Source organism: Aerococcus sp. NPDC058936 (genome assembly GCF_042741995.1).
Lineage (GTDB): Bacteria > Bacillota > Bacilli > Lactobacillales > Aerococcaceae > Aerococcus.
In genome coordinates, this window is sequence record NZ_JBHYKZ010000002.1 from 130,966 (window position 1) to 145,797 (window position 14,832).

At 40.9% G+C, this 14,832-nt stretch carries 11 protein-coding genes and 1 other annotated feature; of the genes, 2 read left to right on the forward strand and 9 right to left on the reverse strand.

The features are described 5' to 3' along the window. Window positions 1–284: 284 nt before the first annotated feature. The 6 genes from ACFW0C_RS02020 to ACFW0C_RS02045 all read right to left on the reverse strand — a co-directional run bounded on the left by ACFW0C_RS02020 (window position 285) and on the right by ACFW0C_RS02045 (window position 9,270). Entirely contained in the window at window positions 285–1,574 is a 1,290-nt protein-coding gene (locus ACFW0C_RS02020) for an argininosuccinate synthase (RefSeq protein WP_378104925.1), read from the reverse strand. Window positions 1,575–1,634: 60 nt separating this feature from the next. Continuing rightward, complete coding sequence (locus ACFW0C_RS02025) at window positions 1,635–3,179, reverse strand: ABC transporter substrate-binding protein/permease (RefSeq protein ID WP_378104927.1); 1,545 nt, start codon at window positions 3,177–3,179, stop codon at window positions 1,635–1,637. A 204-nt stretch (window positions 3,180–3,383) separates the two neighbouring features. Beyond that, window positions 3,384–3,610: a binding site (T-box leader), on the reverse strand. Between the two features lie 131 nt (window positions 3,611–3,741). Next, window positions 3,742–5,118 (reverse strand): argininosuccinate lyase, encoded by a 1,377-nt coding sequence (gene argH / locus ACFW0C_RS02030; RefSeq protein ID WP_378104928.1) that lies wholly within the window; start codon window positions 5,116–5,118, stop codon window positions 3,742–3,744. Between the two features lie 333 nt (window positions 5,119–5,451). Next, the gene (locus ACFW0C_RS02035; RefSeq protein WP_378104930.1) at window positions 5,452–6,972 is read right to left on the reverse strand and encodes an amidase; all 1,521 of its coding nucleotides are present in this window, start codon (window positions 6,970–6,972) and stop codon (window positions 5,452–5,454) included. Window positions 6,973–7,317: 345 nt separating this feature from the next. Further along, complete coding sequence (gene groL / locus ACFW0C_RS02040; protein ID WP_378104932.1) at window positions 7,318–8,940, reverse strand: chaperonin GroEL; 1,623 nt, start codon at window positions 8,938–8,940, stop codon at window positions 7,318–7,320. A gap of 60 nt (window positions 8,941–9,000) precedes the next feature. Continuing rightward, window positions 9,001–9,270, reverse strand: a complete 270-nt coding sequence (locus ACFW0C_RS02045) for a co-chaperone GroES (protein ID WP_003143273.1) — start codon at window positions 9,268–9,270, stop codon at window positions 9,001–9,003. Between the two features lie 279 nt (window positions 9,271–9,549). Between ACFW0C_RS02045 and ACFW0C_RS02050 the strand changes: the two genes are divergently transcribed. Next, complete coding sequence (locus ACFW0C_RS02050) at window positions 9,550–9,750, forward strand: hypothetical protein (RefSeq protein ID WP_378104933.1); 201 nt, start codon at window positions 9,550–9,552, stop codon at window positions 9,748–9,750. 446 nt (window positions 9,751–10,196) lie between these two features. Here the strand turns inward: ACFW0C_RS02050 and ACFW0C_RS02055 are convergent, their stop codons facing one another. Continuing rightward, window positions 10,197–10,820, reverse strand: coding sequence for a redox-sensing transcriptional repressor Rex (locus tag ACFW0C_RS02055; protein ID WP_003143269.1), 624 nt, complete (start codon window positions 10,818–10,820; stop codon window positions 10,197–10,199). Between the two features lie 195 nt (window positions 10,821–11,015). Between ACFW0C_RS02055 and ACFW0C_RS02060 the strand changes: the two genes are divergently transcribed. Further along, window positions 11,016–12,974 (forward strand): ABC-F family ATP-binding cassette domain-containing protein, encoded by a 1,959-nt coding sequence (locus ACFW0C_RS02060; protein ID WP_378104934.1) that lies wholly within the window; start codon window positions 11,016–11,018, stop codon window positions 12,972–12,974. Between the two features lie 90 nt (window positions 12,975–13,064). On the opposite strand, the gene ACFW0C_RS02065 is transcribed toward ACFW0C_RS02060, so the two are convergent. Together ACFW0C_RS02065 and ACFW0C_RS02070 are read right to left on the reverse strand one after the other, a co-directional pair. Further along, window positions 13,065–13,877 carry an HpcH/HpaI aldolase/citrate lyase family protein gene (locus ACFW0C_RS02065; RefSeq protein WP_378104936.1) on the reverse strand — a complete coding sequence of 271 codons (813 nt, stop codon included), beginning with the start codon at window positions 13,875–13,877 and terminating at the stop codon, window positions 13,065–13,067. Between the two features lie 62 nt (window positions 13,878–13,939). Then, window positions 13,940–14,350 (reverse strand): cupin domain-containing protein, encoded by a 411-nt coding sequence (locus ACFW0C_RS02070; protein ID WP_290491390.1) that lies wholly within the window; start codon window positions 14,348–14,350, stop codon window positions 13,940–13,942. Window positions 14,351–14,832 lie beyond the last annotated feature (482 nt).

The following is a 14,832-nucleotide window of genomic DNA, read 5'->3' on the forward strand; positions in this document are numbered from 1 at the left end:
TCTTTGTGTTTTATAACCTTTATCTTATTTAACAACTCACTCATTTTGCGCAAAAGTACACGAGCTCCCTCCACATAAAAAGCCAGAATGTGAACATGAATTCCGCAGCAAAATCCTGTTCGGTCTACCCTTTCTTTGGATGCTATTCTTATCTATATACAGGAAAAAGGACTGCACCAAAAGTACAGCCCCTCAACTCGGCAGAATATATACATTTTAAGCTACGGACCGTTTCGCACTTAGCGGATATCCGTTTCGCCAAATTAGACTTGTCACGTACTTAGTTATCTTAACCATTCATTATTTCTTGCAACATCCGAAAAGGCACCTGGTTCTGTTGTTTCACCTTTGGCCCAAATTTGCTCAGCCATTGTACGTGCTGATTGTGGTAAACCAAATAGTTTGATGAAGCCTTCTGCATCATTTTGGTTGTAGATATCATCTTCACCAAAGGTTGCTAATTCATCTGAATATAATGAGTAAGGACTTGTCATACCTGCGTCGATGATATTCCCCTTATATAGAACCATTGTCACTGACCCAGTCACATTTTTTTGTGTCTCGTCTACAAAGACTTGTAATGCTTTACGCAATGGGCTGAACCATAAACCGTTGTAAACTAGGTCTGCGTATTTCAAGGCTATGCTTTGTTTGTAGTGTTGTGTGTCACGGTCTAAAGCGATTTGCTCTAATTTCTCGTGAGCGTGGTAAAGAATAGTGCCACCTGGTGTTTCATATACCCCACGTGATTTCATCCCTACTAAACGGTTTTCAACGACATCTAAGATACCAATCCCATTGGCGCCACCAATTTCATTTAATTTTTCTAGTAAAGCGATTGGTGCTAATTTTTCCCCGTTTACAGCAATCGGTATACCTGATTCAAAGGTCACCGTAACTTCAACTTCTTGGTCAGGTGCAGATTGTGGTGATACCCCTAATTCTAAGATTTCTTCGTAGTTTGGTTTGTTGGTTGGGTCTTCTAAGTCTAACCCTTCATGTGACAAGTGGAATATGTTTTCGTCTTTAGAGTAGTTGGTTTCACGTGTAATTGGTAGTGGCACGTTATGCGCTTCTGCGTAGTCAAAGGCTTGCTCACGAGACAGGATATCCCATTCACGCCAAGGGGCGATGATCGTCATTGTTGGATCAAATTCACGGATGCCTAACTCGAAACGCACTTGGTCGTTTCCTTTCCCAGTACAACCATGAACAATAGCGTCACAGCCTTCTAAATGCGCAATTTCAACCATACGTTTAGCAATTAATGGACGCGCGTAGGCAGTCCCTAATAAATAAGTCGACTCGTATTTAGCCCCTGCTTGGATCGCTGGGAAAATATAATCCGTAATGAATTCCTCACGCAAGTCTTCTACATATAATTTCGTCGCCCCGCAGGCTACCGCTTTTTCTTTCAAGAATTCAAAATCTTCTTCTTGACCAACGTTACCAGTCATTCCGATAACTTCACAGTCGTTATAGTTTTCCTTTAACCAAGGAATAATCACTGAAGTATCTAATCCACCAGAGTATGCTAGTAAAACCTTTTTAATTTCTTTATTTGTTTTTGCCATGAATAATGCCTCCTAAATTTCTATCTAAAATTTCTGTCTAAAATTGTCCAATTAAAATCATTAAGCGTATTTTTGGTTCATCTTTCTTTCATATACATTCAAGACTTGCGACAAGGCATAAGTCATGATGAAGTAGATGATCATTGAAATAAATAATGGGACCACTGCTTGGTAAGTAATACTTGTTACCGCACGTGTTTGGAAGGTTAATTCCGCCACCCCAATGGTCGATACAATAGAAGATTCCTTGATCAAGGTGATAAATTCATTCCCCAATGACGGCCAAATCGATCTTAATGATTGTGGGAAAATGACTTTCCGCATGGTTTGCCAGTAGCCAAGCCCTAGTGAACGCGCAGCCTCAGCTTGTCCCTTATCAACGGATTGAATACCCCCACGGATAATCTCCGCGATATAAGCACCCGAGTTCATGGATACAGATACCAAACCGGCAGTCATTGTAGACCAGCCAAAGATCGACCCTACACCAAGGAACATAAACAAGACTTGGATCATTAATGGTGTCCCACGTACAAACTCGATATAGGCTGCCGCCAAGAATTTTAAGATTGGGTTATTAGTCAAACGCATAAGGGCTAAGAAAATCCCCAAGACCATACCGAAGAAGATGGATACCCCTGCAATAATCAAGGTTGTTTTAATCCCGTCCCAAAAATATGGCCAGTAGGTGGTCCAACCTGTTCCCGCGTTTTCACCAGCGATAATATCAAATGAGGCTTCTGTCCAAGTTTCGATTAAGCCTTGGTCATTCACATCTTCTAAAATATCGTTGATAGCTGTTTGTAAGGATGGTTGGTTTTCCGGGATACCAATTGATTTCCCCTGGTCTTCAACCATGCCGTCTAAGTTAGAGTCAATAACGGTTAACCCCTCATTTTCAGCTGCATTGGCACCGGCAACCGCGTCATCTAGTAACACCCCATCTGCTTGGCCAGAAGTTAAGGCCGCAATGGCATCCCCTGATTTACGCATAATCAACAAGTCTGGATTTTCAAAGAAGTCTCTCACATAACCCTCTTGCAATGTTGCTTCAGGTACCGCAATAGTATGCTCGCCATTTTCAAATGAGGTATAATCTAAAATTTCATTTTCTTCGCCTTCACGAATAACGATTGATTGACCAGATAATTCATAGGCATTTGAGAAGTCAATGGATTGGTCACGCTCTTCAGTCGCCCCCATACCAGCGATGATTAAGTCGATCCCCCCTGTTTCAAGCGAAGCGATCAACGACCCAAACTCCATATCAACAACTTCCAGTTCAACCCCTAATTGGTCTGCGATATATTCTCCTAGGAAAACATCAATCCCAACGACTTCGTTTTGACCGTCTCTTAAAACGGTAAACTCATAAGGTGAGTAACCAGAAGCAGTCCCCATTCTAAGCACACCACGTTCTTGAATCTCCGCTAGTAATGTATCTTCACCCTCAACCTCAGCCGCTGCTTCAGGACCCGTCCAAGACGATGCTGAAACACTTTTGGCTGGTACAACAAGACTGATCAAGATGGCCAAAATAACCATCAAATTAAAACCCTTCAACTGCCATCCCACTTGATTTTTCTTCTTCACCTGATTAAACATTTTCTTCAACCTCCTAGATTTTTTCCTATAAAAAAAAGCCCACCTCTCCTAAAAAGAAGAGGCGGACGAATATCCACGGTACCACTCTACTGTCGCGATTTTTGTCTATGAGCTTCCCCTTGTAAAAAACTAGACTTTCATCCAATCTTTATAAACAAGTTTTCATTTGTCGGCCCGGAAAATAAAAAAATCCGCCCCTTCAAATGAAGAGGCGGTTAATATCCACGGTACCACTCTACTGCTGACAAAAATACATCAACGCTTGATGACTTAACGCGCCTAACGAATTGAGCTACTTTTATGATCTAATTAGCTTACTTCACTCAATTATCTCAGCAATGCGGTTCACAATTCTCCTGACATAGACCTTCCACCAATCGTCTATTCGCTTTAGACAGTACCCTTGTTACTCTTTGCTTCTATGATTTAATATTCAATTCTCATAAAAAAATGACATCTATCATTTGTTTTTAAGTTTTTATCATTTTCTTTTAATTATTCTAATCGGTAATTTATAGAAAGTCAACCGGTAAAGTAAAATTCTTTTTACAAACTTTTTAACCTAGGAAATATTCGCTCGAACCCTTACGATTGCTGCAGTTACCGCTTCTGGCGCTGGCCCCCCAGCAACATTCCGGCGGTAAACACAATTCTTCAAATCGATGGCGTCATAAATATCGACATCAAATAATTCTGAGAATTCTTGGTATTCAGCTAAGGTTAATTCTTCCAAGCTCTTTCGGTTTTCCGTGCAGTAACCCACTAAATCTCCGGATACTTGGTAGGCATCTCTAAAGGCCATCCCCTTGTTGGTCAAGTAGTCCGCACAATCCGTAGCATTTAAAAAGCCAGTACCACATGCTGCATACATCACATCCTTATTGACGATTGTTGCTTCTAACATGCCCGGTAATAGAGATAACATCGCTTTTACATGGTCAATCCCGTCAAAAAGCTGTTCCTTAATTTCTTGCAAGTCTTTATTGTAAGCAAGCGGCAGGCCTTTCATAATGGTCAAGACGCTCATCAGGTTGCCGTAAACACGACCCGTTTTCCCACGCATTAATTCATGGATATCCGCATTCTTCTTCTGAGGCATGATCGATGAACCAGTTGAGAAGGAATCTTTCAGGCTGATGAAACGGAATTCTTGGCTGGACCACATGATCGTTTCTTCCGCGTAACGGGACATGTGCATGGACATCATGGCTAAATCTGACAGGAATTCGATGGCATAATCGTTGTTGGATACCGCATCGATTGAGTTAACATATGGTGCTGTGAAACCTGCTACCTGGTCAGTTGTATAGAAAGGGTCAATTGGGTAAGTGGACGTTGCTAAGGCCCCCGCACCCAGCGGCATATCATCCGCTACTCGGTCTGAAAGGTCCGCAAACCGCGATAAGTCACGGCTGAACATCTGCGCATAAGCCAATAAATAGTGGGCATAAGTGATTGGTTGCGCCCGTTGTAAGTGGGTGTAGCCTGGCATAATCGTGTCCAAGTGTTCCTCTGCTTTTGTCAAAATAGCCTCAATCGCTACTTGGGTTTTCTCGATAAAATCTTGCAATTCATCCAACACATAAATCCGCATAGCCGTCGCTACTTGGTCATTACGAGACCGACCAGTATGGACCTTCTTCCCAATTGTGCCAAGACGTTTAGTCAACTCAGCCTCGATGAAAGAGTGAACATCTTCCGTTGTAAAATCAACGGCTAAAGTCCCATCCGCATAATCTTGACGCATTTGCTCAAGCTCTGTTACCAAGCTGTCCGACTCCTCTAAACTAAGAATCCCTTGGTGACCTAACATGGCCGCATGGGCTTTTGACCCACGAAGGTCAGCGTCCAACAAGCGGTAATCTACTTGGATAGATTGGTTGAATTGATAAGCATCTTGTGACATTTCCTCGTGAAATTTATTAGACCAAATGGCCATAGCGATACACTCCTTTGATTTTTGGGCAGTCTCCTGCCCGTTTCTTGTCTTCGTTAATGAGAATGTTAACAAATAATGAGAAAATAACAAGTGTTTTTTTATTTTTGGAAAACAAATGCTGGACCTTTTCTGGGTATGATTGACTAGAAAAAGTTTCGCTTCAGACCCTTCACACCACCGTGCGTAAGGTTGGATGCATTGCAGTTCAGTATTTTTGTTAGTGGGAAATTAGCATTATTTTTGGCTAGCTTGCTAATCACAAGTTTTATGGATTGCTTTATTAGAGAGAAAGAAGAGATATTGTAGAGGCCAGGCACTTGTTGATGGTGATTATTATTTTCTAAATTGTGGTAGATTTCCCTCTAAATTGACAATAGCTGTATCCAACAAGTCAGCTGCTTCAATTTGCTTAGCCAATTGCAATAGCAGGTATTCGTTTCCTTTGTTGGCAATAAATTGCGTCCCAATTGGCAGTCCTTCTTCATTTTTAAACATCGGTAGGGAAATCGCTGGTTGGCCGATTAAGTTGACAATCGACACATATGGCGAATAAGGGATTGATTGGCCAAAATGATCCCAAATAAGCTGTTGCTGGTCGTCTTGGCTTAATTGATCGATGTCTTTTTCCGCTGCAAGAATTGTTTCATCGGCTTCAAAAATCCCATGTTTAGGCGCTGGTCCATTCGTTGTTGGTGTCAACAAGAGGTCATAATGGTTGAACTCAGCTTCATAAATGGCTGCCCATCGGTCCCAGTCGCCAATCATTTGGCTTAATTCTACCGCTGAAATTTTGTAACCAGACCGGTAAATCGCCCAAGTCAAGGGTTCCATATCCGCATCCGTTAATTCACGGCCAAGTGCCTGGGCAATGCCCTCCATCATCACCGTTGTTTCAACACTGTTCATTTTAAAGTAAGACTTCATGACTTGAATCCGGTCCACTGGGTCCGAAACTTGGAAGACATCATGACCCAGCGCTTTCAACTGTTTGATCACTTGGTCTATGACAGCCTGCCCCGCTTCACTGATGGTTAATTGGTCATTCAAATCAGTCAGATAACCAATACGTAAGGACCGGTCTAAATCCAACAATTGATCTTCTTCGATTGTTGGCATTGGGAAAGGCGCCTCATATTGAGTGACCTGCAAGGCCTTCAACAAGGTCCAAGTATCACGGACTGATTTTGTTAAGGCAAAAGGTACCGCAGCACCCTGCCAGCTCCGGTATTTACCGGGTCCAACTGGCATACGCCCACGACTGGGTTTCAAACCAATTAACCCTGAATAAGACGCAGGCATTCGAATCGATCCGCCCCCATCAGAAGCATAGGTTAAAGGCACCATTCCAGATTTTAAGGCCGCAGCCGCGCCACCACTCGAACCACCTGGATTGCGGTTGGTATCAATCGGTGAATTAACCGAGCCAAAAGCTTTAGAATCACTAATCCCCTTAAAACCAAATTCAGGCACGTTAGACCGACCGACAGCGATAAAACCTGCCTTTTCAACAGCTTGAACAAAATTGTCCGTCACCGTCGCCAGGTTATCTTTGAGTAATGTCGACCCACTCGCAGCCAACTGACCCGCTTGTGACTGACCAAGATCTTTAATTAAAGTTGGTACCCCGAAAAATGGTGGTAAATCCGCTTTTTCTTGCGGGCTCATCTTAGCTAAAAGTGCGTCATATTCATCTGCTTTTGCCAAGGCATCCGAATCTTGACGCCAAACAACCGCATTTAAAGTCGGGTTCAAAGCTGTCATATTCTCTAAAGCAGCAGTCACAACCTCCTTAACTGACAACTTGCCCTCTTTAATTTGTTCAGCATAGTAGCTCGCATCTTCTGTAAATAACATTATCAAACGCCCCTTCAACCATTCCGTATTTTTTCAGTTCAATAAATCCATAGCCTTATTATAATCAAATCCCCTTACTGAAAGATAGGTTGAACCCTCAATCACGAAAGAGCGTAAAAAAAATAGGACCGCAACATCACTGTCACAGTCCCATAGTTCGCTATTTATAGGGTATTCGATTTAATCAGCCAATAATCGGCAGATAAATATCTCTCACCCTAGTCGGGTTCGAGCCTCCGGAGAGGTCTGCGTTTCAGATTAGGTTGTTGCTGACTTTGTCAGCCACTGCCCTAATCTTCCATCGTTCCTCTCTTAGCGTCGGCTCTCTCACCCTGTTTTTTATTTTTAATACATACCTGCACTTGGATCCATTGCTGGCATTTGTGGTTCAGGTTGTGGTTGGCTTGCAACAGCTGCTTCAGTAGATAGGATTAATCCAGCTACTGAACCTGCATTTTGCAATGCTGAGCGAGAAACTTTTGTTGGGTCAACAATACCTTCTTCAATCATGTTTACCCATTCAGAAGTTGCTGCGTTAAAGCCAACACCTTCTGCTTGCTCTTTCAATTTCTCAACAATTACAGAACCTTCTAAACCTGCATTTTCAGCGATTTGACGTACTGGTGCTTCTAAAGCACGTAAGACGATTTGTGCACCAGTTTGTTCATCACCAGCTAATGTTTCAGCTAATGCAGCAACTGCTTCTTTAGCATTGATAAAGGCAGTACCACCACCAGCTACGATACCTTGATCAACAGCCGCACGTGTGGCATTTAAAGCGTCTTCGATACGTAATTTACGTTCTTTTAATTCTGACTCAGTAGCCGCACCAACTTTAACAACTGCAACACCACCGGCTAATTTAGCTAAGCGTTCTAATAATTTCTCACGGTCATATTCAGAAGTTGTTTCTTCAATTTGACTACGGATTTGGGCAACACGTTGTGCTAATTGCTCTTTGTCGCCCGCACCCTCAACAATAGTTGTTTCATCTTTTGTGATTACAACGCGGTTAGCAGAACCTAATTGATCAATTGTCGTATCTTTTAATTCAAGTCCTAGATCTTCAGTAATGACTTGACCACCTGTTAGGATAGATAAATCTTCTAACATTGCTTTACGACGGTCACCAAATGCTGGCGCTTTTACCCCAACAACGTTGAAAGTACCACGAATTTTATTCAAAACTAGTGTTGGTAATGCTTCACCGTCAATATCGTCAGCTACCAATAGTAATGCCCGGCCTTCTTGAACAACTTGTTCTAAAACTGGCAAAATGTCTTGGATATTAGAAATCTTTTTATCTGTTAATAAAATATAAGGATTTTCTAAAACAGCTTCCATCTTGTCGTTGTCAGTTACCATGTATTGAGATAAGTAACCACGGTCAAATTGCATCCCTTCAACGACATCTAGAGAGGTATCAATTGATTGAGATTCTTCAATTGTGATGACGCCATCTTGACCAACTTTTTCCATTGCTTCTGCAATTAAGTCACCAACTTCGCTGTCGCCTGATGAAATTGATGCAACGTTAGCGATTGCGCCTTTAGAATCTACAGGAACTGAGATTTCAGATAAACGATCTGCGGCTACGCGAATTGCTTTGTCAATTCCTCGACGAACACCTACTGGGTTAGCACCAGCAGTAACGTTTTTCATACCTTCAGTTACAATTGCTTGTGTTAGAACAGTGGCAGTTGTTGTACCGTCACCGGCAATATCATTTGTTTTTGAAGCTACTTCAGCAACTAGTTTTGCACCCATATCTTCAAATTTATCTTCTAATTCAATTTCTTTGGCGATAGTTACACCATCGTTAGTGATTAGCGGTGAACCATAACTTTGGTCTAAAACTACATTACGACCTTTTGGTCCTAAGGTTACTTTCACCGTATTAGCTAGTATATCAATCCCACGAACCATAGATTGACGTGCATCTTCTGAAAATTTAATATCTTTTGCCATTTATTCATTCACCTCATAAAAATTCATACTGTTATTAATCTGTAAATATTGATAAATTGACTAATCTACAATTGCGATAATGTCGCTTTCTTTAATAATTAATAATTCTTGACCATCATATTCAAATGTTGAACCTGCATATTTTTCAAATAGAACGCGGTCGCCTTCTTTCAATTGTGATGTGAAATCTTCTGTATTCTCAGCAACTGCTTCAACAACACCTACTTGCTGTTTTTCTTTGGCAGCTGACGGTAACACAATACCTGAAACTGTTTGCTCTTTAGCCTCTTCAACTCTCACAACTGCGCGTCCGTTTAATGGTTTAATCATTTACATGTCCCTCCATTTATATAAAATATCTGTCAAATCCAAGCTAAATTACTTGGTTTTTTAGAGATTAGCACTCTCTTCAGTCGACTGCTAACCTCTACATTTCCTATATTAAAACATTCAAATATGAATTGCAAGAGAAAGATTGACTTTTTTTGACCTATTTTCCTTTATAAGTCGAAAACCTTGATTTTAAGCGGAAATTAAGGTAATTTTAGTAAGTGAAATCTAAGGTTAACTTTGACCAAAGTCAGACTAATCTTGAAGAGAGGAATGTAGTTGTTGAAATTAAAAGGACCAGTAATATTCCTATTACTATTCAAAGTCTTATTTATCTTTCTAGCGCTCAGCTTTGCCATTCGTAGCGTAGAAGATACCGGTTGGGATTGGGCAGTATACCTAGCCATCGGTATTGCAGCCTATGAAATGATGGATTTACTCAAAACAATCGGTATAGTACGGCAGTTAAAATCTAAATAACAACCTGAAAAATAACAATTTTTAATAAAAATTGCAAAGTATTTAACGTCATTTTAGATCACATATGTGAAACTTAACAAACTTTCAGGCGATTTAAAACATACAGAATAGGCCGAGAGAAAAACATCTCGGCCTATTCGCTTGTTTATTTATATAGTTTTTGAATCTTGCGACTATTTTATCCAACTGATTCATTAATTAGCAAGAACTAAATTGCCAAACAAGAATGCCACTCAGGTTACGTTGCTATAAATCTTTCCAACTCAAAGTGTGGCATAAATAAAGTTTTTAACAATCGATACCTGCAACCTATGCCCAAGACTTGCGCTTAGCTAGCATGACTTAGATGGCGTAATAGGCAAAGTGAAAGCCTACCAGAGACCTATGTTGAAAATGATTTTAGTAAGTCAAAGGCTTACATGATTGCATAATATACTAACAAGTAATTACGAATTTGTTGAGATGAAGTAGATCAATGTTTGTAATTCATTGGTGAAGTCTACATCCTGCACTCTGATGCTATCCGGTACATCTAACCTCACTGGCGTAAAGTTCAAGATACCTTTAATTTCTGCTTCTTCTAATGCAGGAATCATATTTTGGGCAACTGCTTCAGGTACCGAGAGAATGACCACTTCAATATCCATTAATTTCAATTGCTTTGTTAAATCCTTCATGTCATAAACAGGTACCCCATTGTGGACTGTTCCAATGATATCTTGGTTGATATCGAAAGCTGCACCAATACGGATATTGTTTGATTTCTTGAAGTTGTAGTTTAATAAGGCATTACCAAGGTTACCAACCCCTACAAGGGCTACTGTTGTTAAACGGTCTTGGCTTAAAGTCTTACCAAAGAATTCTAATAAGGCATCGATATCGTAGCCGTAACCACGTTTACCTAAAGCCCCAAAGTATGAAAAGTCACGTCTAATCGTTGCACTTTCAACTTTTACTGCTTCACTTAATTCTGTTGAAGAAACGCGTGTTTTCCCCATGTTTTTGAATACGCGCAGGTAGCGATGGTATAGTGGTAATCTTTTGGCTGTTGCTTTGGGTATTTTACGCATGTTCAGTCCTCTTTCTTATTCTGAAATGATTTCTTAGACAGTATACCAAGTTTGTGAAATTAACACAAGAGTGCGTACTCACTAAATTTTAAACTATGTTAAAAAATGCAATATTTTATAAAAAGTTTCCAGCGAATGCTCAAATCTTTTTGTGGTAAAATGATTAAGACTATAAATGAAAGGATCATGCCTATTATGATCATATTACAAGGTTCAAATCTATCTCGACGCTATGGCGTTGAAGTAATTTTTGAAAACGTACAAATGACTATCCAACACAACAGCCGAATTGCGCTAGTTGGCCGCAACGGTGCCGGTAAGTCGACATTATTAAAAATGTTAGCCAACATTGAAGCACCTGATGATGGCCAAGTGTCCTTGACTAAAGGGACAACTATTGCTTATATGGACCAACACACTGCGGTTTCTGGTGACCGGACTATTTATGAAGAAATGGTTTCTGTTTTTGAACCCGTTATTAAATTATTGGAAGAATCAGAAACAGCGGCCCTAGCCTTGGCGGACGAAGAGCTCATGCAAGATGCTGAAGCCTATGAAGCTGCCTTAAACCGATATGACAAACTTCAAGAGGACTTGATTCGTTTTAACGCTTATGGTTACGAATCAGAAATTCGGATGGTCTTACATGGTTTCAAATTCTTTGATGAGGACTACGACCGTAAGATTTCGACGCTTTCTGGTGGCCAACGAACTCGTCTGGCTTTAGCGAAAATCCTACTAGAAAAGAAAGACTTATTGATTCTCGACGAGCCGACTAACCACTTGGATATTGAGACATTAACTTGGTTAGAGAACTATCTACCAAAATACCCTGGCGCCTTATTAATCGTGTCCCATGACCGGTATTTCTTGGATGCTGTGACCAATGAAACTTATGAAATGGCCCACCAAGGTATTCATTATTACAAGGGGAACTACTCTTTCTACTTGAAGGAACGGGTACAGCGTGTCACCCTGCAAATGAAGGCCTACGAGAAACAGCAAGAAGAGATTGCCAAATTAGAGGACTATGTAGCCCGTAATATCGTTCGCGCGTCTACCACGAAGATGGCCCAATCCCGTCGTAGGCAGTTAGAGAAAATGACCAAGATTGAAAAGCCATTGAACGATGAGAAATCAGCTCGTATCCAGTTTTCAGTAGCTGAACCTTCAGGGAACGATGTCTTACAAGCCAATAAGTTAGCGGTTGGTTATAGTCCAGACAATGTTTTAGCTGAACCCATTTCTTTCCAATTGCGGAAACAAGAAGCCATTGCCATCGTTGGGCCAAATGGTGTGGGAAAATCAACTTTATTAAAAACAATCATTAAACAAATCCCTGCCCTACGCGGTACCATCGACTATGGCGCTCATCTACAAATGGGTTACTATGACCAGGAATTAGGGAATCTAAATTCGAAAAAGGATGTCCTGCACGAATTGTGGGATGAACATCCGACGATGATGGAGCGGGATATTCGGACCATTCTTGGATCTTTCCTATTTACTGGAAACGACGTGACCAAGTCCGTTGCCACCCTTTCTGGTGGGGAAAAAGCCCGTCTTGAATTGGCTAAACTAGCACTTAAACATGACAATTTCTTGATTCTTGATGAGCCGACCAACCATTTGGACATCGATTCTAAAGAAGTCTTGGAAAATGCCTTGATCGAGTACGACGGCACATTGTTATTTGTCAGCCATGACCGGTACTTTATCAATCGAATTGCTACTTCCGTTTTAGAAATCAACCCTGAAGGTTCGACCCTTTATCTAGGCGACTACGATTATTACGTAGCCAAAAAAGCCTCTGAAGAGGAACGTTTAGCCCTATTAGAAGCTGAAAGTAACCAAGAAAAAGTTGAAAAAGCAGTAATTGAACCTGCTTCTGATACCAAACAAGCCTTCCAAATGTCTAAAGACAAGCAACGAGAAGAGCGTAAATTGCAACGGGAAATTGCCCAGCATGAGGAGACCATGGCCGAATTAGAGGCAACCATTGAAGGTATTCAACTGGATATGACCAAGCCCGAATTCTTAGATGACTTCGAGCAATTGAATCAGCTAAACCAAACGCTTCAAGAAAAAGAAGAAGCGCTAAATCAAGTCATGACTGATTGGGAAGAAGCCGTTACTAAACTAGAAAACCTATAGTAACCACAAATAAGGCAAGCCATATTCATTATGATGGCTTGCCTTATTTTTTTATTTGGCATTTTATGAGGAAATACCGCAAAATACTTTCTATTTCAAGAATACGGCGTCGTCCACTTGGTATTTGTCCCCTTCTACCCCTTTACGGACATCGTCAATCCGGGTCTTGGTGGCTTGACGGAAGAAGGCCAAGTCGTTCAGTACCGTGACAAATTGGAATCCTTGTTCAATTCGGTTAACTGCATCTTGTGCGTTGGCTGTAAATATTCCAGGAATTACCCCAGCGTCTTTACAAGCTTTAAGGACTTTTTGAATATTAGCTTCAAGTTCTGGACTTGTTGATGGGTCTTCAACACCCATGGCATGCGCTAAGTCAAGACGACCGATGTACACACAGTCAATGCCTTCTACACTCACGATTTCTTCAACGTTTTCAACTGCTTCTGGGGTCTCACATTGGACGATAACCATCGATTTTTCGTCCACTTCACCCTTGTTGTAATTTTCATAGGCACCCCAAAGTGGTCCACGTCCAATCCCTTTACCGCGGATCCCGATTGGTGGCATTTTAGTGTTTTGGATAACAAACTCAGCTTGCGCCTTGTTGTTGACCATTGGAATCATCAATCCATGTAAACCGATATCCAACATTCGCCCCATCATTGGACCATCTTCGGGGTTGTAAACACGGGCATATGGAGCAGTACCGTATAGTTCGGCTGCACGCACCATGTCTAAGGCTGTTTCTAAGCTTGTTTGAGCATGTTCGAAGTCAATCATAGCAAAGTCGAAGCCATTGACCCCTAGAATTTCCGTATTCAACGAAGAGCTTGATGCCACAAAAGCACCGATAGCATAGCCTTTTTCAGCAATTTTTTCTTTTACAAGGTTGCGCATTTCCATTTATATCATCCTTTTCCCGTCTTTAATCCTATTCAAGTCCGTCCTAATGTCTCTATTTCTAATTAGTCAATAATGTTAAAGCCTTGATAGCCTTGTTGTTTCAAGAATTGGCTGTAAGCTTCGTTATAGTCTTCACGCGCTGGGGCGAAAATATCCACATTCACCACTGTTTCTGGCGAATCGTACACATGAATGTAATGTTCAACACCCTTCGGTACAACTACCCATGAGCCTGCTGTCATGCGGAATGGCTCACCGTCAACGTAATAGTCACATTCACCTTGTAATATCCAGGCGATTTGTTGGTGATCATCATGCGTATGTGGGCGTAAGTCATTGCCATTCTCTACTCGATTAACCGTTACATTGACGCCGTCACCTGACATGGCGAACACGGCTTGGTCAATCCCTGGGCGTAATGGACGATAGGGAATCTCATTGATGTTTCCAAAATCTACATTTTCTAGTGCCATGATGCATTCCTCCAATATGGATATCTTTTTATTAAAACTTTATGAGTTTTTTGATTGGTGTCACCTTACCATCTCATTTTATTAAAAGCAACAAGAGAAAGTATTTGCCATCAAATCCTTTTGATATTGTCCTAGGCATCTCTAGAAAAATGGTTGACCAACTTTTTCTGGCCTTCTTATGAAGGAAATAACATTTTTTGGTTAACTTGAGGGGCCTATTTTCTCAAAATAAATGCTCTTCAAAGTATACAATTTTTGTTTTTAACTTATTTCTACCTGTTAAAGTAGTCCAGCTCACCCTCATAACGCCCACCATCTTCTCATTTACAAAAATATTACAATCGACCAAATCCCTTGATACATATAAGGATACCCTATGTTGATATTTCAAATATAGGATTAGATTAAAAATAAATGTGGGAAAAGCTTGTTAAAATGAAAATATGATGATAAGATAACACTAACTTAAATCAAAGGAGTGA